Source organism: Cedecea selenatireducens (assembly GCF_042138895.1).
Taxonomy (GTDB): Bacteria; Pseudomonadota; Gammaproteobacteria; order Enterobacterales; family Enterobacteriaceae; genus Cedecea; species Cedecea selenatireducens.
Genome location: NZ_JBHIKW010000012.1, coordinates 92,682 through 117,291, shown reverse-complemented (window position 1 = coordinate 117,291; position 24,610 = coordinate 92,682). Strand labels below are relative to the sequence as shown.

The following is a 24,610-nucleotide window of genomic DNA, read 5'->3' as shown; positions in this document are numbered from 1 at the left end:
GTAAAAATTACTTCGCCGGAATCGCCTTCAGCAGCTCGGTCAGCAGCGTCCAGTACTGGCCCACGCTCTCAATGTGAACCTGCTCGTCCGGGGAGTGTGGGCCGGTAATGGTTGGCCCGATGGAAACCATATCCATCTCCGGGTAAGGTTTTTTGAACAGACCGCATTCCAGACCGGCGTGGATAACCATAATGTTCGGGGTTTTGTTGAACAGCTTCTGGTAAGTCTCACGCACCAGACCCATCACCGGAGAGTTTGCGTCCGGCTGCCAGCCAGGGTAGCTGCCTTTCGCCACGGTTTTCGCTCCGGCCAGCTCGCCCAGTGATTCCAGCACGCTAACCACGTAGTCTTTACCGGAGTCGATCAGGGAGCGAATCAGGCAGATGATTTCTGCACTGTCGTCGCTCATGGTCACGACGCCCGCGTTCAGGGACGTCTCAACCACGCCTTTCACCGCGTCGGAATTACGGATCACGCCGTTTGGCGTCGCGTTCAGCAGGTGCAGGAAGGTGTCGCGAGTTTTAGCGGTCAGCGCCTGTTTGTCGGAGCTTGTGGCTTCCACCAGCACGGTGATGTTCTTCTCTACCGCAGACAGTTCGTTTTTCAGAACTGCGAGGTAGTCGTTAGCCGCAGACTTCAGCTCAGCGGCTTTCGCGGCTGGTACAGCCAGCGTGGCGAAGGCTTCACGCGGGATTGCGTTACGCAGGGTGCCGCCGTTCAGGTCAAGCAGGCGAGCATCCAGTTCCGCAGCGTGAGCAAGCAGGAAGCGAGCCAGCAGCTTGTTGGCGTTACCCAGGCCCAGGTGGATATCTGCCCCGGAGTGGCCGCCCTTCAGCCCTTTGATAGTCAGCTTGATGGTTTCAAAACCGGCTGGAACCGCTTCACGCTGCAGCGGCAGCGTAGTGATGAAATCGATGCCGCCCGCGCAGCCCATATAGATCTCACCTTCCGTTTCGGAGTCGGTGTTGATCAGGATATCTGCCTGCATCCAGCCAGCCTGCAGGCCAAACGCGCCGTCCATGCCGGCTTCTTCGGTCATGGTCAGCAGCACTTCCAGCGGGCCATGCTCTACAGAGTCGTCAGCCAACACCGCCAGCGCGGACGCCATACCAATGCCGTTGTCCGCACCCAGAGTGGTGCCGCGCGCTTTGACCCACTCGCCGTCGATGTACGGCTGGATTGGATCTTTGGCGAAGTCGTGCACGGTGTCGTTATTCTTCTGCGGCACCATATCGAGGTGCGCCTGAAGCGCCACAGGTTTGCGGTTTTCCATGCCTGGAGTGGCTGGCTTGCGAAGCAGGATGTTACCCACCTGGTCGCGCTCTACGTGCAGGCCTTTTTCTTTTGCCCAGGACAGGATGTGTTCCGCCAGCGCTTCTTCGTGATAGGACGGGTGCGGAATAGAACAGATTTTGGCAAAAATATCCCACAGCGGCTGTGGAGATAATTGAGACAATTCAGACACGTTGAGTCTCCCTGGAGTCATTTTTTTGGCTTACCGGTCACGTTTTAGGCCGGGTTCATTTACACCACAAGCACGGCTTGCGCGATGTCCTGAGAATACCACTTTCTTTTGTTGCGTGAAGGTTGAATAAGAGCAAAATCGGCTGCCAATAGCCCGCAGCACTGGTTTTTAGTGCGCCAGATCTCTATAATCTCGCGCAACCAAAACCCCTTCGAATACTTTTTAAGCCGTTATTTACAGGCCGGGATACTTCACATGAGCGAAAAATACGTCGTCACCTGGGACATGTTGCAGATTCACGCCCGCAAACTGGCTCAGCGTCTGCTGCCAGCCGAACAGTGGAAAGGCATTATTGCCGTTAGCCGTGGTGGCCTGGTGCCGGGCGCGCTGCTGGCTCGTGAACTGGGTATTCGCCATGTTGATACCGTTTGCATCTCCAGCTACGACCACGACAACCAGCGTGAGCTGACCGTGCTGAAGCGTGCGGAAGGCGACGGTGAAGGCTTCATCGTGATTGATGACCTGGTGGATACCGGCGGTACCGCAGTGGCGATTCGCGAAATGTATCCGAAAGCTCATTTCGTCACCATCTTCGCCAAACCAGCCGGGCAGCCGCTGGTGGACGATTACGTGATTGATATCCCGCAGGACACCTGGATTGAGCAGCCGTGGGATATGGGCGTGGTGTTCGTGCCGCCGTTGGCCGGCCGTTAATCTCCATACCAAAGTTTTGCATTCTTTTACGCCCGGCACTGCCGGGCGTTTGTGTTATTTAGGCCGTATAAGGCTACAATAGCGACGTTTCTCGTATTCATGGAGGCAGTGAAACGATGTCGCAGGCCAACCTAAGCGAAACCCTCTTTAAGCCAAGATTCAAACACCCGGAAACGTCCACGCTGGTGCGTCGTGCGCGGCATACCGCAACGCCGGCGATTCAGTCTACGCTGGACGGCAAAAACGTGCCTCACTGGTATCGCATGATCAATCGCCTGATGTGGATCTGGCGTGGGGTCGATCCACGTGAAATCCTTGAAGTTCAGGCCCGGATTGCCTGTACGGAAGCCGAGCGAACTAACGACGAGCAGTTTGATACCGTGATGGGCTACCGCGGCGGCAACTGGATCTACGAATGGTCGAAGCAGGCGATGCTCTGGCAGCAGCGCGCGGGACAGGAAACCGACGAAGAGAAAATCGGCAAATGCTGGCTACAGGCTGCGAACCTTTACAGCATTGCGGCCTACCCGCACCTGAAAGGGGATGCGCTGGCCGAGCAGGCTCAGGTCCTGGCTAACCGCGCTTACGAAGAAGCTGCTCCCCGGCTGTCTGGCGGGCTGCGCGAGCTTGAGTTCCCGATGAGCGGCGGCGGCACCATCAGCGGCTTCTTGCATATGCCTAAGGGGGCAGAAGGGCCATTCCCTACCGTGCTGATGTGCGGCGGCCTGGATGCTCTACAGAGCGATTATTACAGCCTGTTTGAGAAATACTTTGCGCCGCAGGGCATCGCGATGCTGACCATCGACATGCCGTCGGTCGGCTTCTCTTCGAAGTGGAAGCTGACGCAGGATTCGAGCGTGCTGCACCAGCACGTGCTAAAAGCGCTGCCCAACATTCCGTGGGTGGACCATACACGCGTGGCGGCATTTGGCTTCCGCTTTGGCGCCAACGTTGCCGTGCGCCTGGCTTACCTGGAAGCATCGCGGCTGAAAGCCGTGGCCTGCCTTGGGCCGGTGGTTCACGCGCTGCTGAGCGACCCCCAGCGCCAGGCCAACGTGCCGGAAATGTACATTGACGTGCTGGCCAGCCGCCTCGGCATGACCACCATCTCCGACAGCGCGCTGAGCGTGGAGCTGAACCGCTACTCGCTGAAAACCCAGGGCCTACTGGGCCGCCGCTGCCCAACGCCAATGCTGTCTGGTTTTTGGGAAAACGATCCGTTCAGCCCGGAAGAAGAATCTCGTTTAATCACTTCGTCATCTGCCGACGGCAAATTACTCCAGATCCCGTTTAACCCGGTGTATCAAAACTTTGACAAAGCGCTTAAAGAAATTACCGGCTGGGTGAAACAAAGATTACGTTAAATATTTGCTAAATTTTGGCTGTTTGCTAAAACAGTTGCTTCACAACAGGAGATCGTAATGACGTTACCGAGTGGACACCCGAAAAGTAGACTGATCAGAAAGTTCGCCGCGCTTGGCCCGTACATCCGGGAAGAGCAGTGTGCAGATAACCGTTTCTTCTTCGATTGCCTGGCGGTGTGCGTTAACGTAAAGCCCGCGCCGGAGAAACGTGAATTTTGGGGATGGTGGATGGTGCTGGAAGCCCAGGAAAAGCAGTTTACCTACACCTGGCAGTTCGGCCTGTTCGATAAAGACGGTAAATGGACGGCAACCCCGGCAAAAGACAAAGAAGTGGACGAAAAACTGGAGCAGACGCTGCGCGGTTTCCACAAACGCCTGAAAGATTTACTCGCCAGCCTTGAGCTTGGGCTGGTACCCGCCGAGAACTTCGCTGAAAAAAAGCTAAAACTCTCCGCCTGAAAATAAAAAATCCCCGTCAACCTGACGGGGATTTTTTTGTCCGCAGTATCGCGAATTAGAACTGGTAAACCATACCAACCGCAACAACGTCGTCGTTGTTCAGCTTCAACTTATTGTTGTCGCTCAGCTGGTTGATTTTGTAATCAACAAACGCAGACATGTTTTTGTTGAAGTAGTAGGTGGCGGCCACGTCGATGTATTTCACCAGATCCGCATCACCAATCCCTTCGATGTCTTTCGCTTTAGACTGAACATAGCCCAGGGATGGACGCAGGCCGAAGTCGAACTGGTACTGAGCGATGGCTTCGAACGCCTGGTTTTTGTTAGCAAAACCAGACACGCTGCTGCTGGTGCCGGCCAGGGAACCCGGGACGCTGATTGGGTTCATGTTACGGGTTTCAGCATACATGGTTGCCAGGTAAACGTTGTTCTTGTCGTACTTGATGCCGGTGGTCCAGGCTTCAGCTTTGTCGCCTTTACCGTAAACAGACGCTTTCTGCGCGTTGGTACGGTTAGAGTTGGCGTAGGCTGCGCCCACGCTCAGGCCGGTGTCAGCGATGTCGTAAGACAGGCTGGTGCCGAAGCCGTCACCGTTCTGGCGAGAGGTGTCGCTGCGGGTGTTCGCGCTGTCAGCCCCGTTTTTGCCCTGGTATTGCAGAGCCATCTTCAGGCCGTCAACCAGGCCGAAGAAGTTGTTGTTGCGGTAAGTCGCCACGCCGGTCGCACGGCCGGTCATGAAGGTGTCGGTTCTGACGAACGAGTCATCGCCGAACTCTGGCATCATATCGGTGTAAGAGGCGATGTTGTACAGCACGCCGTAGTTACGACCGTAGTCGAATGAGCCGTAGTCACCGGCTTTCAGGCCCGCGAACGCCAGGCGAGTTTTGGTGCCGGTAGAGTCGTTTTCTGCTTTGTTACCCGCAATCTGGTATTCCCACTGGCCGTAACCGGTCAGCTGGCTGTTAATCTGAGTTTCACCTTTAAAGCCCAGGCGAGCGTAGGTCTGGTCGCCGTCAGAGCCGGTGTTGTCGCTGAAGTAATGTTCAGCTTTTACGCGGCCGTACAGGTCAACCTTGTTGCCGTTTTTGTTATAAACTTCGGCTGCCTGAGAAGCAGAAGCAGCCACGATGCCCATTACCACTAATGCCAGTGTGCTCTTTTTCATTTGTTATCCCAAGAATGATGAAAGCTTGCAAAATTGTTCCAGGAGTCGGGCTCCCGCTAAAAACAGGAAGGGTTTTATCGTTCTCAGATTAAAGATTTATGACAATTTAGGAGAAAGATTAAATAAACGTAATAAAGTTTATATGTCATAAAAATGTAAAATATATCCGCTATTTTCAGCGATCGCTTTTCGCTTATTAGCCCTTTTCCCACGCGCCTGTTGGCAAGCCGCGCGAGTCCTGTTACAACGTCATCTGGCTTTTTAATTTCCCCTTTTTGTAGAAACGGCAGAGAATCATGAGTGACAGCCAGACGCTGGTCGTAAAACTAGGCACCAGCGTATTAACCGGTGGCTCCCGCCGCCTGAACCGCGCCCATATTGTTGAACTGGTTCGCCAGTGTGCCCAGCTGCACGCGGCGGGGCATCGTATTGTGATTGTGACCTCCGGGGCGATTGCCGCCGGGCGTGAACACCTCGGTTACCCCGAACTCCCCGCCACCATCGCGTCCAAGCAGCTGCTGGCCGCGGTAGGGCAAAGTCGCCTGATTCAGCTTTGGGAACAGCTGTTCTCTATTTACGGCATTCACGTCGGGCAGATGCTGCTCACCCGCGCCGATATGGAAGACCGCGAGCGCTTCCTTAATGCCCGCGACACGCTCAGAGCTCTGTTAGATAACAACATTGTGCCGGTCATTAATGAAAACGACGCCGTGGCGACGGCGGAAATCAAAGTGGGCGATAACGACAACCTTTCTGCGCTGGCGGCGATTCTGGCCGGGGCCGACAAGCTGCTGCTGCTCACCGACCAGCAGGGCCTGTATACCGCTGACCCGCGTAACAACCCGGCAGCGGAACTGATCAAAGAAGTGCACGGCATCGACGACGCGCTGCGCGCCATTGCAGGCGACAGCGTTTCTGGCCTTGGCACAGGCGGCATGGGCACTAAACTGCAGGCTGCGGACGTGGCCTGCCGCGCTGGCATCGACGTGATCATCGCCGCAGGCAGCAAGCCTGGCGTTATTGGCGACGTGATGGCCGGGAACCCCGTCGGTACACGCTTCCACGCGCAGCAGTCTCCGCTGGAGAACCGCAAACGCTGGATCTTCGGCGCCCCGCCAGCCGGTGAAATCACCGTGGATGACGGCGCATTGTCCGCTATTCTGGAACGCGGAAGCTCATTGCTGCCTAAAGGCATCAAAAGCGTGAGCGGTAACTTCTCCCGTGGTGAGGTGATTCGCATTCGTAGCCTGGAAGGGCGCGACATCGCCCACGGCGTTTGCCGCTACAACAGCGACGCCCTGCGCCGTATTGCCGGGCACCACTCCCAGCAAATCGACGACATCCTCGGCTATGAATATGGCCCGGTGGCCGTGCATCGCGACGACATGATTGTTAATTAAGGAGCAGATAAATGCTTGAACAAATGGGCAAAGCGGCAAAAGAGGCCTCTTACCAGCTGGCACTGCTCTCCGGGCGCGAGAAGAACCGCGTGCTGGAAAAAATTGCCGACTACCTTGAAGCGCGTGCGGAACATATCCTGACCGCGAACCAGCAGGACGTGGACGAGGCGCGTAAAAACGGCCTCAGCGAAGCCATGCTTGACCGCCTGCAGCTCACCCCGGCCCGCCTGAAAGGCATCGCCGACGACGTGCGCCAGGTTTGCAATCTCGCCGATCCGGTAGGGCAGGTGATTGACGGCGGGCTGCTGGACAGCGGGCTGCGCATCGAACGTCGCCGCGTGCCGCTCGGCGTGGTGGGCGTGATTTATGAAGCCCGGCCGAACGTCACCGTAGACGTTGCCTCTCTGTGCCTGAAAACCGGCAACGCCGCCATTCTGCGCGGCGGGAAAGAAACCTGGCGCACCAACAACGCCACGGTGGCGGTGATCCAGCAGGCGCTGGAAGAGTGCGGCCTGCCGAAAGCGGCGGTCCAGGCGATTGAAAACCCCGACCGTGCGCTGGTGACCGAAATGCTGCGCCTCGATCGCTACATCGACATGCTGATCCCTCGCGGTGGCGCGGGCCTGCATAAACTTTGCCGCGAACAGTCGACGATCCCGGTGATCACCGGCGGTATCGGTGTGTGCCACATCGTGGTGGACGACACCGCCGAGTTTGAACCGGCGCTGAAAATCATCGTTAACGCCAAAACCCAGCGCCCGAGCACCTGCAACACGGTGGAAACGCTGCTGGTGCACCAGGCGATTGCCGACAGCTTCCTGCCTGCGCTGAGCAAGCAAATGGCCGAGTCTGGCGTGACCCTGCATGCTGACGAGAAATCGCTGCCTGTGCTGCAAAACGGCCCGGCGGCGGTGGAGACGGTGAAAGAAGCGGACTACAACGACGAATGGCTGTCGCTGCATTTGAACGTGAAAGTGGTGGCCGACCTGGACGATGCCATCGCCCACATTCGCGAGCACGGCACCCAGCATTCGGACGCCATCCTGACCCGCACGCTGCGCAACGCGAACCGCTTTATTAACGAAGTGGATTCCTCTGCCGTATACGTCAACGCCTCAACTCGCTTCACCGACGGCGGCCAGTTTGGCCTTGGCGCGGAAGTGGCTGTCAGCACCCAGAAGCTGCACGCCCGCGGCCCAATGGGGCTTGAAGCCTTAACCACCTACAAGTGGATCGGCTTCGGCGACGACACGATTCGTGCGTAATTAAAAGCAGGGTGATGCAAAAACCAGCAGTCAGTTTGATAAGTGGTTGACGCATCACCCAATCTTCCTTACCCTTTTACACCGCAGTCACGCTCGTGGCGCGCCCTGAAAGCCGATATAGCTCAGTTGGTAGAGCAGCGCATTCGTAATGCGAAGGTCGTAGGTTCGACTCCTATTATCGGCACCATTTCAACTTCCTCAAGCGTCCGTATTAGTCCTTAAATCATCTGATTTATAAAGGTTTTTCTTGTTTTAAGTCCATGTTAGTCCGTAACTATCCAGTAGAATCCGGTACTGAATGTGTATAGGAATGTGTGTATGTTCCTGTTCGGTCCTGGACTCCTATACACATGCTTTTAAACGATATGCAGATTCGCCGCGCTAAGCCTGAAGCTAAAGCCTATACACTTGGGGATGGGCAAGGGTTGTCATTGCTTATAGAACCCAATGGAAGCAAGAGTTGGCGGTTCCGCTATCGCTATGCCGGTAAACCCAAAATGATCTCGCTTGGTGTTTATCCAACAATCACACTTGCCGATGCTCGTTCACGCCGTGACGATGCCCGAAAACTGGTTGCTGAAGGAAAGAACCCGAGTAAGGTTCTTAAAGAGCAGAAGATCGCTTTGCAAACTGAGTCTGAAAGCGCGTTCGAAAAGATAGCCACAGAGTGGCATCAGATGAAATCTGCTAAATGGTCGGCTGGCTATGCCTCAGACATCATGGAAGCGTTTCAGAACGACATATTTCCTTTTGTAGGGACGAGGCCAGTAGGTGAAATTAAACCGTTAGAGCTGTTAAACGTGCTGCGTAAAATTGAGAAACGTGGCGCGTTAGAGAAAATGCGCAAAGTTAGGCAGCGTTGTTCAGAAGTTTTTCGTTATGCCATTGCCACAGGAAGGGCTGAATTTAACCCTGCTGCGGATCTCTCCAGTGCTCTTGAAGTACATCAATCCAATCATTTCCCGTTCTTAAAGGCTGATGAGATACCTGATTTTCTTTGTGTTTTAGACAGTTACACAGGTAGTCGGCTTGTCCAGATTGCTACGAAGTTACTGATGATTACGGGTGTAAGAACCATCGAATTACGTGCGGCATTGTGGTCAGAGTTTGATCTGGATAACGCTATTTGGGAAATTCCAGCAGAAAGGATGAAAATGCGTAGGGCACACCTTGTGCCACTGTCGTCTCAAGCGTTAGATTTACTTAATGAACTCAAAATGATGACAGGGAATTATCGTTATGCATTTCCGGGGCGGAACGATCCGAACAAGCCTATGAGTGAGGCTAGTATCAACCAAGTCATAAAGCGTATTGGATATGCTGGGCGCGTTACAGGGCATGGATTTCGGCATACGCTTTCTACCATCTTGCATGAGAAAGGATATGACTCACAATGGATTGAGATGCAATTAGCCCACGTAGATAAAAATTGTATTCGAGGAACTTATAATCACGCTCAATACATTGAAAAACGGCGGTCAATGCTTCAATGGTATTCAAGTTTTTTATTTAACATAAAAGGATGATCTTATGGGTGAGTTTTCTAAACTAGTAGGGGATTATGGTGAGGACATAGTCTCGCATTTTCTTAATATATTTGGATGGGAGAACCATGCGGCAAATAAATATGTTGACTGCCACACGCGTAAACATGAAAAAAACACACATGGTATCGATGCATTATTTGTCTATAATTCACCGTTAGAATCGAAGACTATAGAGAATGTGATAGTATCATCAAAATATTCTTCAAATCCTTATTCTAAAGTGGCTTCCACCTTTAAAAGTCATTTCGAAGATATCGCTACAGCTATAGAGTGTTATGCAAAATCCTCGCTAAAAAAAGAAATCAATCAGCAGGTGATTTCTGCTGGTCGATATAATGGTTGTAAAAAAGTTGATACGGGTGTTCTTTTTTACATTAATAATGACAGTAACCCGGATAAACAAGATATTATTAGTTCTATTAAGAGTTCACAAATTAGCAGTGATCTTAAATACAGAACTATACATGTTGTGGATAATAAAAGAGCATCTTTTTTATATGAGAGTATTACTTATATAAAGAATAAATACGGGGATGATAAAGTTAATTTTTTCTATCCTCCAACATCTCTAAATCTTACCATTACTGGTAAGCGGTATTTTGGGAAAATATTCCCAGTTGAGTATATTTCTTCCCCAATAATTCCTTTTGTCATTGAAAGAGGTAATCAAGAACAACCTATTATTTGTTTGGTTTCATCTGAACCATTTTCCACTAATGGTATTGAGCATTTACTATCATGTACAAGGGATTTAGTAGCTGATATATCTAAAAATCTTTTATTCGTATTTAGTCATTATAACAAGCTGAATGCTAAAGAAGATTTGGACAGATTGCGTTTATCTCTTGACAGAGAGATAAATATTGAAATTGATTCTTACAATACCGATTTTAGAGGGTAAGATAATGGACTCTATGATTTTGCCAAGTGGCGATAATTTAAAAACTCTCTTGTCTCAATCAAAGATAAGTAAAAGTGAAGTGAAGTCCGTATTACGAGGGAGGGGAGTATTTTGTTCTAGTGACGAAAAAAATAATACGGTTCCATTATTGATTAAAACTCTAGTGAGTCCGTCGGAGTACTATTTCCTTCAGGATAGAATTAAAACCAAAGAACATAGCACAAAAATTAACATGAGGACTCTGAAATGGGACTCAGAAGAGTCTTTAATTGATTCTATAGGTGATGATTTCAACCTATCTGATTTGGTAGATGATCCTTTTTGTAATTATGAAGTGACAAATGTTTCTGACTTTTATGTAAAAGATAATGATGATTCTATAGCTTTAGACTTCACCATAAAACGTATAGATCTAATGAATGGTTGGCATGAAGCAGAACAGTATTTTTCTGGTAGAATTGAATTGGAAAAAAATAGTGAGAAGAAAGATGATGTCGAAGTAAATATTTCTCTCAATCACACATCTCAAGAAACAAAGTTAGTTGCAGATAAAATACTGAGAAGGTTAAATTCCCATTTGAAGGCCCAAGGACATATTAAGCAAAACTCTGAGATATTAAAAATTCAGTTTAATCATTTTGATAATGCTAAAAGAATACAATTTCTTGAGAATATTGCCAAATCTCATGTCCAAAACGAATTTTATTTTCAAAAAATTATAGATGTTGATTTCTATCCGGATGAAACAACCACTTTTCCAGATGATCTAAAGTGGTTAGAAAGAAATATTGAAGAATTAAAACTAAAAGGTACTTTAGGTGAGTCAATATTCTTCAGAAATAAAAGCCTTCACCCAAATCTGAAAATATCAAAGCTCGTGGCCAGTTACACAATGCAAGATATTGACTATGACGCAGAGTGTAAGATCTCATATGAATTTCCGGAGTATTCAACTAAGAAATCAGAAGTTGCTGAGCTTGTTATTGATTTTAAAGCATTTAATGGCAAAGGTGCTTCTGTTTCAAAAATTAATGAAATCAAAGCCAGTATTATGAAAACAATTGAAGCAAAAAAAGTAAAAGCCTATGATTTATATAAGTTTGTCGCTGATTAATTCGTTTGGTGATTTTTAGATTAATGTGTTAAGGCCGCGTAAAAAGGTGGCTTTAACACGTAATTGTCATCGTTCTTCAAATCGGTACTTACTTTAAGTGGAATATATAATTATTTATATTTCCAGCGCGCAATGCTCTCCCCGCCACGCCTGCCCGCTTCAGGGGGCGGTTTTAATGCAGGTGCATGAAGGTGTAAGTATCCCACCAAAACGGCCCATTCATTTTTAGAGATCTTCCGACATACTGATTATGTCACCTGAGGAGATCGCTATGCGTAAGATCCGATTCACCGAGCACCAGATCATTGCCGTTCTGAAATCTGTAGAAGCTGGTCGAACCGTCAAAGATGTGTGTCGTGAGGCTGCTATTTCTGAAGCCAGCTATTACAACTGGAAGGCGAAATATGGCGGTATGGAAGCCGCTGATATCAAAAAGATCAAAGATCTTGAAGACGAGAATCGTCGTCTGAAGCAGATGTTTGCCGATCTGAGTCTGGAATGCCGGACGCTGAAAGACGTCATAGAAAAAAAGCTTTAAAACCAGCGATAAAGCGTGAGCTCGTCAACTATCTGACCACGCAATTTACGATGAGCATACGCCAGGCATGCAGGACGTTATCGCTGAGCAGGACGGTGTTTCGTTATCAACCGGATACACGACGTGATGAACCGGTGATCCAGAGGCTGACCGAGGCAGCTGAACACTATCCTCGCTACGGATTTAAGAAGCTTTTTCAGGTGCTTCGCAGGCAGGGGCACGTCTGGAACCACAAGCGTGTACACCGGATTTACTGTCTGCTAAAACTCAATTTTCGTCGTAAGGGTAAACAACGCTTGCCGGTGCGCAATCCGGCTCCGCTGGCAACGCCGGAAGCACTGAACCAAAGTTGGTCGATTGATTTTATGCACGACGCGCTGACATGTGGCCGACGTTTTCGGACTTTCAATGTTGTCGATGATTTTAACCGTGAAGCGCTGGCTATCGAAATTGACCTGAATATCCCGGCGCAACGGGTCGTGCGGGTGCTGGACAGAATAGTAGCAAACCGTGGATATCCACTGAAGATGCGGATGGATAACGGGCCGGAACTGATATCACTGGCTCTGGCACAATGGGCTGAAGAGCATGTCGTGATGCTGGAATTTATCAAGCCAGGCAAACCGACGCAAAACGCATTTATCGAACGGTTTAACCGGACGTACCGGACTGAAATACTGGATTTTTATCTGTTCAGAACACTGAATGAAGCACGGGAAATAACGGAACGCTGGCTGAATGAATACAACAGCGAGCGGTACCATGAATCCCTGAATAACCTGACGCCGGAAGAATATCGGCTGATGGCTGAGAAAACGGAAAACTCAAAAAGTGTGTGGAACTAAAGCTGGGATACTTACAAAGGAAATTAGTGCCGATGGTGATTTTATGGTAAGTATGTTGAATATATGATTAAATCAGTATACAAAATTGAGTTGCGAGTGTATTACAAATCCTGGAATAGGAAAATGAAAAAATTTGTTAAGCTCAGCATTAAAGAACCAATATGAAGATTGTAAATCAACAGTAACGGAATGAAGAGCATGAGTGAAATAATTGTAGAAAAAGATGGCGATTATGAGATTGTTAATATTTTTTCGTTAAGTAATTTAAATAAAAATTTGGTATGTGAATTCTTTGCGATTTTCTCACGGTTTGAGTTCGCCATGAAGGAGTGTGGGAAATATAAGGCACCTAAGAGTCAGGACCCTAAGAAGGATCGAGTTGAGCCGAATTGGGATGAGTTGATAAATAAGCTTGCACCAAAATTGTGTTTAAAAACAAGTGGTAAGCTTGAGAGTGCTGTTAGAGATTTAGTAGGCAGCCCTCCAAAAGTCCAGACATATGATCTTTCCTTTAAAAATACCAAACCCTCTCGTCCTAATGATAACTATGCCGAAGCAATATCACTTACTCGGCGGGTGAGAAATAATTTGTTTCATGGAGGAAAGCATTCTGAACTATCAGAAGCACAGAAAGAAAGAGATGAGCGTTTATTAAGGGCATCAATTGTTGTATTAACTCACTGTCTTATTAACTGTCAAGAATTGCGGATCGATTTTGAAACATCTAAATGGTAAGTGTTTGTATAGGGCTTATTGCACCAATTACGAGGTTGGGTAACAAACATATATTTTGCATGGTGCAAGTGCGGTTTGACACATAGATTTTACCTATTGTGGACCAATGAAATATTGACCTGTGGGCATTGCAATGTTGATCACTACCAGCAGGGAGAGATGCTATGACACCATGCGAAATCGAGTTACTGACCATTGCTAAGCTTGAACATGATAGCCATCAGCTCAGCCGGTAGAACTGCGTGAAGTTCAGCGGCAGATTACGTAAGGGAAAACGGCAGTGATACGTTACTGGGAGATGATGAACGGACCTGCGTACAAATGGAATAAACCATTGCCGCGGCGTACTAAGTGATTAGCACCAACCCAGAACCAGACAAGTCTTGTGCTGGTGGATTCGGTCTGCATTGCTCCCATCCATGGTGACTATTCGTCGGTGTGTTGGTTCAAAATCGGGGAGTGTTGGTTCAATTTTTGGAAATAATTCATTTAAAAACAAATGTCTTTACAAATTGAACCGACTGAACTAACACTTTTTGAGTACACATGAAAGAATTTCCATAGCTTGGGTCTGTTCACGTTCAAAAATAGTGTCTTCGATATGATCACCGGCATGATGAGTCAAGCTCAATGGTGGTTGCATGTCAGAGAAGAGCATAATTCAACTAGTTCCTAATAAGTGAGTATCCGAAGAGCTGTTGATGGCAATCACAGGGCTAACTAAACATGGCATCAAATCTGCTCGGGAGAAGTCCTGGATGGAAGGCCGGGAGTATAGGCACTACTCTGGTGACTGCCAGCCAAAAGATAACAGTCCAATCATGTATAACCGGCTAGAAATTGATAATTGGGTTGAGCGCCAGAAGCGCGCAAAACCACGAACAAAACGCTCGGCCGGATAACTGGATTTCACCGGCATTGTGTTGATCATAGATTTTATACAAGGACGATGCGACTTTCGCGAAGTCTATGTGATGCCAAAACGCAGAATCTCTATTATTACGCCAGTTTCTTTAGTTTCTGGCGAAATCGTGATGTTCTCTTCCCATAAAGCTAGGAAACTGGCGTAATAGAAAAAGTGCTTACACCAGAAATCTAAGAAAATGGAGTGACGGAGTATTATTAAAGATTGTTCATATCCATACGGTTTAAGTTGAGATACTCCTCCAGCGATATCCCTATACTGCTTGCTACTTTTGAAAGGTGTTCGATGAGAAGCTCTTTTCTGATGGTTTCATTTGGAGCAAACATTTTGATTACTGTTACTGCGGTATCCTGCCCCTTACTGAATCGATCAAGAGAGGATGCGAAATTGTGTGACAGTTCGGATTCCATGAACTCGCTTTCGGTCAGCCCCAGGTTTATGGCGTGACGAGTAGCTTCGTGCTCAATTTCTAGAAGTAGTGCCTGATTTTCCTGTATAAACTGCGCCCTGGCAGCATCGAAGCAATCTTGTATAGTCATCAGTTTTATCCTTTTGTTATTGTTATCAAGGATAGCGACAACTCGCTGAAGTTTGAAGCTGGGTGGATTCATTATCATGAGTAAAAAACGAACGATTAATCATGACGAAAAACAATGTGAGGGTACTTCTGGGGGTATGTTTAAAAACGTAAAAAATAAAAAGTCATTTAAATCATGATGTTTTATTCCTATTATCGCACTATTTTCTTCTATCCTATTGATTTAATTAATCTTAAGTTCATGCAGAGTGAAATCGCGTAGCCTCTACTATTTCTTCTTTTCATTAGGACGCCGCTGGGAACCAAACTGTGTCGTCCTTCTGAAGCTGTTCTGGATTTCCTTCCTGATGCTCAGAAAGGGGCTTTCTCTCAGGAGATGGCGAGAAAGTTGTTGATGATGCAGGTAAGCGACTGAAATAAACATTAAGGGGGCAATTACCCCCTTATTTGTTAATTCGCCATACCCTTCCGCAAGTCTGTGCGAACCGGTTCATTATGATGATTACCATTGTCTTTTCTAGATTTTGCAATAGTATCATGTGGTTAATTGCATCTAAGTTTGCTTCATCTGGAGCACCATATCACGATGGTAATGAATTTATACCTTTCATTAGGCAACTGCAGATAATGAAACCGATGTATCAAGTTGATCAACCATTTCGCCGATTTGCGATTGTTCATAGCTCAGGACTGGTCGTTGCTTAACCACACTTACAACAAGTGGTTTAATCAGCATATTGGCCGTTGCTCGGTCTTGCTCTTTTGCGGCGAAGATAACCTCCAGGGCTTTTTGGTCAATTACTGTTGCCAGATTCGCGTTCAGGTTTTCAAGTTCGTGTTCTGTAAGCATGAAACTTGTTGCAAGCCATGTAACCTGTTCCTGGATGAGAGCCAGCACTTTTACTCGGTCGTCTTCAACCAGTGCACCCGCTATTTTTTTGGAAATCACTGTGGCAATCATTCCACCTAACAAGCCACCAGCTGCGCGTCCCGCTAAAGCACCGAAAGGGCCTAATGGACTAAGCATCATTCCGCCAGCAATAGAACCAATTGCACCCCCAGCTACACCAGATGAAGTAATTGCCAGATTTTTTATAAACTGTGCTCCAGAAATATGACCTCGCACCATTTTGATCATATCCGGACCAGTGGTCACGGCGACCAGTGCGAAAGAGGTAACTAGTGTGCCACGCATCATCTTGTTAAGGGAGTTGAGATTGTTAGCCCCGACTCCCTGTTGAAGCGCATTACGAACTGTCGGGCTGGCAGCGGCAAAATCAATATTTTTAAGTAACCCCTGAACGGCACTGATACGATGTAATTGCTGTACCGTCACATAAACTGTCAGTGTGCGGATAAATGTTTTACCTGCCTGTATTGCTGCCGTTTGCAATGCAGCCTTACGATCGCCGGTATTGAGGTAGAAAATAGAAGCTGTCAGACCGAAGCTGATACCTCCAGCTGCGAGGCTGATGATAGACCCTTCCGCAATGTCGTAAGTGATCGATTCGAACGTGCCAAATTTAGTGATGTTTTGTGCCTGGCTATAAGTCAGGTGTCCCTGACGCACAAGCTTTGTGGCTTCTGCAGGATCGGTAACGCCGGGGACTTTGCCATCGCGAATTTTGTTCTCCATCGTTTCAAGCGCTTTCGAATACTGGTCTTTAGGAACCTCTAACTGCATTGGGGCTCCGTTACTGTCATAATAGCGATAAATACCGTTTTGTCCGTCAAAACCAGCACCTACGCTACGTGCAGCAGTTGCACAGTATTTGGTCTGAATCTCTGAACCGTTAACCAGCCTGTCTGCACCATTTTTCGCATTATCATCACCGAGAATATGTGCATCTTTTAGTTGGATTTTATCCGTAAGATGATTTCCCCGTTCGGCTGCAAAACCATGTCCTTGTCCTCCCACCGCAAACATTTTTTCGTTAGTATTCCAGGCCTCCGGGAGTGTCATGAGAATCAGACCGTTTGTTGCTGCACTGGAAATAAATTCAGCCTGTGGGCGCTTGTGAATTTCAATGCAGAGTTTTTCCGTTTCCCGGCAAATATCAGAGCAATACCATTCCTGGCTCCCATCACCGTCCCGGAGTTTTGCGCTTTTAATCTCACTCAAACCGCATGAAGTGCAGGTACAAAGCTCGTCGACATAGTGAAACGAGACAAATTTTCGGCCATCCGAAAAAGAATAATAGTTCCCACCATCAAGATAACGGTTCAGGAGATCATCATTCGCTGCAGAGGGTAAATTCAGCCTATTACCAAAAAGACTTTTTAGCTCATCTGATGAATGTACAATTTTACTGTTTAACTGCTCATTAAATTCAGCCATTTTTCGTTCATACCAGGCATCATTCAAAAGCCAGTTTTCACCAGCCAGATCCTGCTCACGAGTGTCACCTTGAAAAATATGCTGTGAGACCAATTTCAAATAGATAGTCTCTACGAATTCCGCTGAGAGGTTACTTCCTTCTTTTAGTTCCGTCAGCCAAAGTTGGTTATTGATCCCTTTATGCTCATTTAACCCCGTATTGATGGCATTAGTTAACTTCTTGAGCTCCTGAATTTGGCTTGCTGCATAGAACTGTGTCAGTAAGGCTGCAATCCAGTATAGCAATCCTGCCCACCACATCAGTGAAGAAGAGATATTATATTGCCAGGCTATAAACGGTGTGGCCGCAGAGCAGGCCATCAAAAAGTAAGACGTATAAAAACAGCAATAATACTCTTTAAGTTTGGCATTGATATCGGCTGGTATAAGCCCGTTTTGTAGAATAGCCTTGGTTTGTACAGGTACTGCAAGCAGGCCACTGGCAAATGCAGCGGTTAAAATAAATTTCATTGAATCAAATGAATAAGCTTCGTAGGCAATATGTTTACCATCAAGTCCCCACATAAAGCTAATCACCATTCCTGCTATGGCAAGAGGTACACCCAGCAGCCAACGTGAGTGCAGCGCATAGGTTACTCGCTCTACAATATAGCCCGCCAATAAAGGTGGGCCCGCAACAATCAATGCACCCAATCCTAATATCACACCTAGAATATTGAGCGATGCCTTAAATAACGCTTTTATAATAACAAACCCTATTGCCAGTAAAATTAACGCACCAATTATCTGTAGCATTGTGGTTTTATCCTTGCTGTAATTTTTATTCGAGTGCTATGCCATCATAAATGTGTCAAGGTCATCCGCATTTTTGATTATCTTCGCCTCTTCAACACCGTGAGCTTGGGCAAGCGTGATGCTTGCTTCCAGCAACTGGCGGTTGTTTTCCACGTTAAATGCAGCTGCGGTGAGCTCGCCTAGCGCCGCGAACTCGTTCAGAATTCGGTTAAGTGCTTTCTGCTCAATCTCACTTAAGCGACATGTAAATTGTTCCATTTTTTTCGCCAGCAATTGGCGTGCTTTACAGTCCAGATTTTTAGCTACGGTAACCATAAACTTCCCTGAGATAGAACCAACCAATGCCCCCAAAACAGGTACAGGGATGATTGCCTGACCTGTGACAGACATTGCGCCAACAATGGCTGATTCCGCGCAGATGATAAGGCCAAGATCGGTAAATTCATCAGCATTAATCTCACCGCGCTGATAGGAGAGAGCAAGATTGCCTACACCTTTAGCGGCAGTGACCAGCGCGCTGGCGAACGGGGCTCCCAGAGAGGCATAATTGGTCAGGGTATAAATTGCCCCGGCAGACACACCGCCGATAGCGGCACCTTTCAATGTATCTAAGCCGACATCCTGCCAGTCCTGTCCATTGAACTCTCCACGAAATATATTTTTACCGTCACGATATTTGCTATATATACCCGTTACAAGAGCAAAGGTTCCACCGAAAGCTGCTCCCATTGTGGTTGCGCGCATACCTTCACTTAGGGAAGGTTGGTGATCATCAATAATTTCTGCTTTTTTTTCCTCGTTCTGTTCCGCTAATTCCTGATCATGATTATCAAGCGTTTCGTCAATTTTTCCCCACTGAACATCTTTGTAATCCGAGATTCCAGGATGCACGACATCATTAAAGGATCTTCCCGTTGTACTTTCAATTTCCGCAACTTTATCCCTGATAGCCTGTATTGTTTTTTCGCTCAAGCCCTCCACCGACTTTCCACCAATAACATCCTGAATCGTTTGCCAGGAGTCTTTGGGGATATGGTAAAAGGATTCTCCCTGGGTGAAATTGGGATAGGTTTCCATGTGCTGAAGGACATGATTCAGGTTATTATTAACTCCGTTGATAAACTTTGACTGTACGTCAATGCCATCTATCATATAATCTGCCGGAGCGGTTCGACCCACTCCGTCAAACGTGGCGCTAAGATCTGAGGCATCCTGAACACTTTCTTCTATTGCCTGGCGAGAGTTGCGTACGCCAACCTCTACCTGCTCAGCAATCTCACCGTGTTTGGTGCTCATAGAGCCCAGGATGTTACCCGGTGATGCGATGAAATCACGCACCTTTTGCATTTGTTCGCCAGCCAACTCAAATGCACGATCCTGCTGCGATAGTTTTACCAGTTCATTATCAATGCGGGTCTGATTAATGGCGTTAACCGCGCTGCCGATAAGCTGATCGCCAACTGCATTATGGTTATTGCTCATTACTGGATTTTCTTGTTGATCAGTTTTGATAATGCATTGATATGGTTAATCAATGCTCCTAATTGATCTTTCTGATGGGTATTAAACTGGCAATAATCTTGCGGCGCAGTCTTTTCCAGCACATCAACAATGCTTTCTGTACCATGATAGTGTTCGGATGTGAGCATCTTGAGTTCTTGCGCACCACGTTCCATTACCCGAAGTTCGCTGGTTTTTGCGCGAACTTGGCGCTCTTCCCGTTGTGCTTCATCAATGATTTTACCGTTTTTGCGACGTGCCAGTAAGGTTCCGCCAGCGATGCCTACAGCACCAATACCCCAGCCTATTGGACCCGCCAGAGCCAGTAGTGCGCTTCCTGCCGACATACCACCTCCACCCGCAGCTAGTGCGCCGCCGCCGAGCCATGCCAGCGCTGCATTTGTTGCGGCAGCTCCGCTTAACGTAGCGATAGCGGTACCCGTGGATGCTGTACCAAAAGTTGTTGCGACCGCCAGCGCAGCCGTAGGGGCAAATGCGGCGACGCCTGCTCCTACGGCAACCCCCGCAGTAGCCGTTCCTTTACCAATATGTGATGCGCGGTATTCTTCTTCCAGTTTTTCCACCACGTTATCAAATTCAGCGATTTTCGCTTTCAATTCACTCCAGGATTTATCAAATTCTTTGGGCGTATTCGCCAGTCGATTAACAAAATTTTCACCACGAGCAATAAGGTTCATGCTGCATTTCTGGCGTAAAAGAAAGAGGGCAGTGATCTCATCCTGAGTGTCTTTAGCCTGTACTTCATAACGGTTAGTTGCACTTTTGAGACTGGTTAATGCTTCTTTTCTCTCTGAACCACGTAACATTTTTTACTCCTGCTGTATGTTGTCAAAAATAATTTCACTGCTATGGGATTTCATTTCTATTATCTGCTGGTTGAGCTTCTGATAAAAATGTTGTTGTAGGCCAACTGGGGAAATAATAGTGAGGTTTGGTAACCAATAACGTAGTAATGGAAATAGCTGGTTTTCGTGTGCCATTTTGGTTTGCACGATCAAGTCGCCATTAGGTTCCTGACGAATTAACTTTTGGGCAGGAAGTACATTTCTACGTTTAAAAAAATAGCTTACGTCGGCTGAAATTTTAAGGAGTACAGTCTGCTTATCCAAAGAAAACCAGACATCATCTTCTTCAGCAAAATATTGCGTGATATGGGGTTGTGGTGTGAAGTACTCTGGTTTAAGTTTCAGCCAATGAATTTTGGTGAGCTGAAATCCTTTAACCTTTTCATTCTCTACCGCACCTAGATACCAGACGCTCTTTATATTAATAAGATTATAAGGCGCGACGGTGCGATGTTTCCCTTTATAATGAAATTCACAAAGGTTATTTTCACGAATCGCTTTATCGAACAAACTATAGTTATTCTCAAATATGCGTTTCGCTTCTGGATCTCCGGGCAGCGCTCTGATGATTAGTGAAGTCAGGTCAGGCTGGGAGAATATTTTTTTTGCGGGGAATAATTCTGCCATGCCCAGGACACTGATGAGATTTTGTTGTTCTTTGAGAGCCAGAGGTTTAGCGTAAGCGGGAGCCAGCCTGTAAATACCATCACCATCGGGGATGATTCTGTCGCCCAGACGATTAAGATCACGATACAAAGTACGTTCACTGATGTTGAATTCGTCCATCATCTTCTTACGTGATACAAAACCGCACTGGTAAAGTTCCGCAATAATAGCGGTTATTCTTTGTACCATAACCTCATGCCCGCTCATGCGCGTTCTCCTTGTAATTTTTCCTTGAGATTACCAATCGCTACTGACAGGGCATGTCAGTAGCGATTGGAGGATCATGTTTTCATATCGGCAAATTTTTCACATAACTTAAGGAGATTAAGTCGAAAAGTCAGTTAGTGGCTTTTGCGGTCAATAACATAATCAGTCTCCTGCAGGTAGTCGCTGACCAGCTCCCCATTAATTAACACACCCCAATGTGACCAATGTCCTCATCAGCTACATAAGGACACCCCATAAAAAAGCGTTTTACTGCCAACCAGCGCATAGCCATTCTGAAGCAAGCCTCGATCGGAACGCCCGTGACATTGTAAATAGACTCGTTCTGGGGCTATGGGGCATCAGCCGCAGCGTCTATAATCCGGGCAGAGGTTTGTACTGCTAAAGCCGTGGCTAATCGTCGGTTGAGATAGCATAAAACCTTGCGACATCCGGGGTCCTGGTTGCCGTGAGCGACCTACATTCACAAAGGTTAATATGAAACAAATTACGTTCAGCGATCTACAAAAACAAAGCGAGCAAGCCGCAAGCTCTCCTCGCTTACGTGCCCATCGTAATCTCCATCCTGAATTGAGCGATCCTGTTCAGCGCCTGGCTATTGCTATGGAGCCGGGTACCTATGTTCGCCCTCACCGCCACCCGCATACGTTTGAGCTGCTGACATCCCTTAGCGGGCGCTTTTTGGTATTGAATTTTGATGACAATGGCAACGTGACCCACCGCGTTGTGTTAGGTGAAGACTGCAAGGTGCTGGAGACGGAGGCTGGGACCTGGCATGCGGTGTTGTCGCTGGATAAAGGTGGGGTTATTTTTGAGGTAAAACATGGGGCGTACCAGCCTGTAGCTGAGCAAGATATGGCCCCATGGGCACCCGCCGAGAACGAGCCGGGAACGGCTGAGCTGGTGAAATGGTATGCCCTGGCGCAAGTGGGAGATGGCGGTTTTTCCCTGTAATATTACCGCACCCACCCATACTCTTTCCTGGCCTGGCGAAATAAGCGTAAAGCCGTATACAACGGCTTTAGCCCGTTCTTATCTCGTGTTTTCAACTGTAAGTAACCTAACTGGCCATCTCCGGGAATGTGGCAAGCACAAAGCGGAGTACCTGGTCGCCATCGAGTGACGCATAGGGCAGGCTTTCTATCACGGCAATCGGTCGTTGTACTCCGACGGTAGCCCTGATTTCATCGAGCTTGTATTGAATGTGCGGCGCAACCAGAAAACCATCAAATGCAGGCTGGACGCTGGCAAAGTTATCCAGCCCTACGGCGCTGACCAGCAGCTTATAACCTTCCTCGTCCGCTACTTTCTGCATTTTCTTCGCCAGAGAACCGGCCGTGTTCCCGAACAGGCAACATATGAGTAACTTTTTCATGAGTATGTCCTCTTGATTACTGAGGCATACACTATTCCTGGTGGTAACCATAAAGTGTGTGTGGGTTCATGTTTGCAGACAAAACTGCCAGAGAAACCATCTTTACAACTTGCCGTTGTTATCTTTTTGCTTTTAGGTTTCTTAAAGAAGTTTCGTCTTTGGAATATTAAATCTGGTAGTTGTACGAAATATAGACTCTCGATAGTATTGAATGAATCTTAATTTAAGATAAGGGAGCTTAAGTGGCTAATAAATCTGGTCGTAAATTTAAATACGGCGATCTTCCTATAAGATCAACCACCGTCAAGGTCGTGGAAATGATGGGGGGGGCTACCGTGTCTCAGGTTGATGAATATCTAAGAAATAAATTCCCGAATTATAAAGATAACACTAATGCAAACCTTATCGTTAACACCGTTAACTGCAACCGCAGCTATTGGAGTTTCAATAAAACGGCCCGGCGCACTGACGATGTAACACATCGCCATCACCAATACGATCGGCTCTTCAAAAGAGGCAACATTTTCGAAATTTATAACCCGGCAATACATGGCGTGTGGGAGCTATACGAGGATCTTCAGGGAAAATGGTGCTTCCGGGAAGTAAAGTCTGAATTTGAAGAGGCCGTAGATCGGGCATCTAGGCTAACGCCGGCCCAGCGCAGGCAGATTTTAGCGGCAGAAAGTAAAAGTCCTGAAGTTATAGAAGTGACCAGCCGTGCATTCAAGCGTAATCCATACGTTGTGGCTGAAACATTGTTCAGAGCAAATGGGACATGCCAGGGCTGCAAACGCGAAGCACCGTTTAAGAAGGCCGATGGAACACCTTATCTGGAGGTGCATCACATTGAATGGCTTTCCAGAGGAGGGGAGGACTCGGTAGAGAATGCGATTGCGTTATGCCCAAACTGCCACCGGCAAGCACACTTTGGCGAACTTGAGTTGGTTAAAGTCAATGGGGCTATTAAATAACAACCCGGGTGCTTTATAATCCTGGCACCAAAAATACCTCAGGGAATTTATAATGAAGTCAGTGATTGCTGGCAGCGCCATCGTGGGTGTTGCCCTTATTGTTTCATCCTTAATTAGTTCCGGCCCGGTTTTATTCAAGAATGAAAATATTATCTCCGTCACCGGCGGTTCCGTTAAGCTGGGTAACATCTACGATGAGCATAAAGTTGTCTCGGTGAAAATGATCTTTGATGACAACGTCTCGAATCAGGAGTTTTTGGAACAGGCTAATGCGGATGATTATAAAGTCGCCTTTAAAGACAAGCTCACCGAGCTGGCGAATTTAATCAATAAAGGCCGCAAAGAAGACGAGAAAACAACGGCAGAAAGCCTGACGCTGACTAAAGCAGCAAAATTAGAAATCACCACCGCAGTAAGATACCGCAGCGAATATCAGCCGGTATTTACCCTGGTGCTGGGGACTAAAATGGTCGATTTACCGGTAGGCACCCATCTGTATGGAAAATCCACTGAATCTGTTGACGCCTTCCTGAAGGAACAGCAGCCACAGTTTAACGCCGCGTTGTATCTGAAAAAGTAATTCTTTCAGGCTGATAAAGTCCGTTTGAAATAAAAAGCCCCCGGAGGCAGTAACTCCCGGGGGCTTCCAATCTGCCGCAAGAAACGCTTAGCCGCGGTTTTCTTCAATATAGCCGGCAAGCGTCGCCGGGGTTTTCAGCACGTTCGCCACTTCAGTTGGTGGAATGGTGCAGCCGTACACGTCCTGCACTTCCAGTACCAGATCCACCGCCAGAATAGAGTCGAGAATATCGGACTCAATCAGCTCATCGTTAAAGCCCACTTTGCGGGACAACACTTTTTCAAACAGGGCGAGAATTTCTTGTTCCATCTTTGTTTCC

23 protein-coding genes, 1 tRNA gene and 1 pseudogene are annotated in these 24,610 nt (G+C 47.6%); 16 read left to right on the top strand and 9 right to left on the bottom strand.

Annotated elements, in window-relative coordinates; genetic code table 11:
* Positions 1 to 7: 7 nt before the first annotated feature.
* A complete protein-coding gene (gene pepD / locus ACE38U_RS18195; RefSeq protein ID WP_038475328.1) occupies positions 8 to 1,465 on the bottom strand; it encodes a beta-Ala-His dipeptidase in 1,458 nt (485 codons plus the stop codon).
* Between the two features lie 255 nt (positions 1,466 to 1,720).
* Between pepD and gpt the strand changes: the two genes are divergently transcribed.
* From gpt to crl, 3 genes are all read left to right on the top strand, one after another.
* The gene (gene gpt, locus ACE38U_RS18190) at positions 1,721 to 2,179 is read left to right on the top strand and encodes a xanthine phosphoribosyltransferase (RefSeq protein ID WP_008457349.1); all 459 of its coding nucleotides are present in this window, start codon (positions 1,721 to 1,723) and stop codon (positions 2,177 to 2,179) included.
* 116 nt (positions 2,180 to 2,295) lie between these two features.
* Positions 2,296 to 3,543 carry an esterase FrsA gene (gene frsA, locus ACE38U_RS18185; protein ID WP_375530298.1) on the top strand — a complete coding sequence of 416 codons (1,248 nt, stop codon included), beginning with the start codon at positions 2,296 to 2,298 and terminating at the stop codon, positions 3,541 to 3,543.
* 57 nt (positions 3,544 to 3,600) lie between these two features.
* Complete coding sequence (gene crl, locus ACE38U_RS18180) at positions 3,601 to 4,002, top strand: sigma factor-binding protein Crl (protein WP_038475322.1); 402 nt, start codon at positions 3,601 to 3,603, stop codon at positions 4,000 to 4,002.
* Between the two features lie 55 nt (positions 4,003 to 4,057).
* Here crl and ompC read toward each other — a convergent pair whose 3' ends face one another.
* Positions 4,058 to 5,167: a porin OmpC gene (ompC, locus tag ACE38U_RS18175; protein ID WP_038475320.1), complete on the bottom strand. Its 1,110-nt coding sequence runs from the start codon at positions 5,165 to 5,167 to the stop codon at positions 4,058 to 4,060.
* Between the two features lie 296 nt (positions 5,168 to 5,463).
* Here ompC and proB point away from each other — a divergent pair, with 296 nt between their 5' ends.
* The 9 genes from proB (at position 5,464) to xisR (ending at position 14,414) form a co-directional block, all read left to right on the top strand.
* Positions 5,464 to 6,567, top strand: coding sequence for a glutamate 5-kinase (gene proB / locus ACE38U_RS18170; RefSeq protein ID WP_008457354.1), 1,104 nt, complete (start codon positions 5,464 to 5,466; stop codon positions 6,565 to 6,567).
* Positions 6,568 to 6,578: 11 nt separating this feature from the next.
* The gene (gene proA, locus ACE38U_RS18165) at positions 6,579 to 7,832 is read left to right on the top strand and encodes a glutamate-5-semialdehyde dehydrogenase (RefSeq protein ID WP_375530297.1); all 1,254 of its coding nucleotides are present in this window, start codon (positions 6,579 to 6,581) and stop codon (positions 7,830 to 7,832) included.
* Positions 7,833 to 7,943: 111 nt separating this feature from the next.
* Positions 7,944 to 8,019 (top strand) — tRNA-Thr (locus tag ACE38U_RS18160).
* Positions 8,020 to 8,182: 163 nt separating this feature from the next.
* The gene (locus tag ACE38U_RS18155; RefSeq protein ID WP_375530296.1) at positions 8,183 to 9,358 is read left to right on the top strand and encodes a tyrosine-type recombinase/integrase; all 1,176 of its coding nucleotides are present in this window, start codon (positions 8,183 to 8,185) and stop codon (positions 9,356 to 9,358) included.
* Positions 9,359 to 9,362: 4 nt separating this feature from the next.
* Positions 9,363 to 10,280 carry a GapS4a family protein gene (gene gapS4a, locus ACE38U_RS18150; RefSeq protein WP_375530295.1) on the top strand — a complete coding sequence of 306 codons (918 nt, stop codon included), beginning with the start codon at positions 9,363 to 9,365 and terminating at the stop codon, positions 10,278 to 10,280.
* 4 nt (positions 10,281 to 10,284) lie between these two features.
* Positions 10,285 to 11,394 (top strand): GapS4b family protein, encoded by a 1,110-nt coding sequence (gene gapS4b, locus ACE38U_RS18145; protein ID WP_375530294.1) that lies wholly within the window; start codon positions 10,285 to 10,287, stop codon positions 11,392 to 11,394.
* Positions 11,395 to 11,665: 271 nt separating this feature from the next.
* A protein-coding gene (locus ACE38U_RS18140; protein WP_375530293.1) for an IS3 family transposase occupies positions 11,666 to 12,777 on the top strand; the annotation gives its coding sequence in 2 pieces (ribosomal slippage) (positions 11,666 to 11,927 and positions 11,927 to 12,777; 1,113 coding nt in all).
* Between the two features lie 198 nt (positions 12,778 to 12,975).
* Positions 12,976 to 13,512, top strand: a complete 537-nt coding sequence (locus ACE38U_RS18135) for a hypothetical protein (RefSeq protein ID WP_375530292.1) — start codon at positions 12,976 to 12,978, stop codon at positions 13,510 to 13,512.
* Positions 13,513 to 14,207: 695 nt separating this feature from the next.
* Positions 14,208 to 14,414, top strand: a complete 207-nt coding sequence (gene xisR / locus ACE38U_RS18130; RefSeq protein ID WP_375530315.1) for an excisionase family protein — start codon at positions 14,208 to 14,210, stop codon at positions 14,412 to 14,414.
* Positions 14,415 to 14,634: 220 nt separating this feature from the next.
* On the opposite strand, the gene ACE38U_RS18125 is transcribed toward xisR, so the two are convergent.
* Positions 14,635 to 14,976, bottom strand: a complete 342-nt coding sequence (locus ACE38U_RS18125; RefSeq protein WP_375530291.1) for a DUF6388 family protein — start codon at positions 14,974 to 14,976, stop codon at positions 14,635 to 14,637.
* Between the two features lie 288 nt (positions 14,977 to 15,264).
* Here ACE38U_RS18125 and ACE38U_RS18120 point away from each other — a divergent pair.
* Positions 15,265 to 15,395 (top strand): annotated as a pseudogene (locus tag ACE38U_RS18120) (arsenate reductase); the annotation flags it as partial.
* Between the two features lie 190 nt (positions 15,396 to 15,585).
* Here ACE38U_RS18120 and ACE38U_RS18115 read toward each other — a convergent pair.
* The 4 genes from ACE38U_RS18115 to ACE38U_RS18100 are packed head-to-tail and all read right to left on the bottom strand — an operon-like array spanning position 15,586 to position 21,347.
* A complete protein-coding gene (locus tag ACE38U_RS18115) occupies positions 15,586 to 18,108 on the bottom strand; it encodes a YeeR family protein (RefSeq protein WP_375530290.1) in 2,523 nt (840 codons plus the stop codon).
* A gap of 36 nt (positions 18,109 to 18,144) precedes the next feature.
* Positions 18,145 to 19,590 (bottom strand): hypothetical protein, encoded by a 1,446-nt coding sequence (locus ACE38U_RS18110; RefSeq protein WP_375530289.1) that lies wholly within the window; start codon positions 19,588 to 19,590, stop codon positions 18,145 to 18,147.
* Positions 19,590 to 20,435 carry a hypothetical protein gene (locus ACE38U_RS18105; RefSeq protein ID WP_375530288.1) on the bottom strand — a complete coding sequence of 282 codons (846 nt, stop codon included), beginning with the start codon at positions 20,433 to 20,435 and terminating at the stop codon, positions 19,590 to 19,592. Before ACE38U_RS18105 ends, ACE38U_RS18110 begins: the two co-directional genes overlap by 1 nt.
* 3 nt (positions 20,436 to 20,438) lie before the next feature.
* A complete protein-coding gene (locus ACE38U_RS18100; RefSeq protein ID WP_375530287.1) occupies positions 20,439 to 21,347 on the bottom strand; it encodes a helix-turn-helix transcriptional regulator in 909 nt (302 codons plus the stop codon).
* A gap of 495 nt (positions 21,348 to 21,842) precedes the next feature.
* Here ACE38U_RS18100 and ACE38U_RS18095 point away from each other — a divergent pair, with 495 nt between their 5' ends.
* The gene (locus ACE38U_RS18095; RefSeq protein WP_375530286.1) at positions 21,843 to 22,319 is read left to right on the top strand and encodes a WbuC family cupin fold metalloprotein; all 477 of its coding nucleotides are present in this window, start codon (positions 21,843 to 21,845) and stop codon (positions 22,317 to 22,319) included.
* Between the two features lie 106 nt (positions 22,320 to 22,425).
* On the opposite strand, the gene ACE38U_RS18090 is transcribed toward ACE38U_RS18095, so the two are convergent.
* Positions 22,426 to 22,740 carry a PTS sugar transporter subunit IIB gene (locus ACE38U_RS18090; RefSeq protein WP_375530285.1) on the bottom strand — a complete coding sequence of 105 codons (315 nt, stop codon included), beginning with the start codon at positions 22,738 to 22,740 and terminating at the stop codon, positions 22,426 to 22,428.
* Positions 22,741 to 22,982: 242 nt separating this feature from the next.
* Here ACE38U_RS18090 and ACE38U_RS18085 point away from each other — a divergent pair, with 242 nt between their 5' ends.
* Both ACE38U_RS18085 and ACE38U_RS18080 read left to right on the top strand, forming a co-directional pair.
* Positions 22,983 to 23,711, top strand: coding sequence for an HNH endonuclease (locus ACE38U_RS18085; RefSeq protein ID WP_375530284.1), 729 nt, complete (start codon positions 22,983 to 22,985; stop codon positions 23,709 to 23,711).
* 52 nt (positions 23,712 to 23,763) lie between these two features.
* On the top strand, positions 23,764 to 24,291 hold the full coding sequence (locus ACE38U_RS18080; protein WP_176981881.1) for a hypothetical protein: 528 nt from the start codon (positions 23,764 to 23,766) through the stop codon (positions 24,289 to 24,291).
* Positions 24,292 to 24,378: 87 nt separating this feature from the next.
* Here the strand turns inward: ACE38U_RS18080 and ACE38U_RS18075 are convergent, their stop codons facing one another.
* Positions 24,379 to 24,600 (bottom strand): acyl carrier protein, encoded by a 222-nt coding sequence (locus tag ACE38U_RS18075; RefSeq protein WP_038475264.1) that lies wholly within the window; start codon positions 24,598 to 24,600, stop codon positions 24,379 to 24,381.
* Between the last annotated feature and the right edge of the window lie 10 nt (positions 24,601 to 24,610).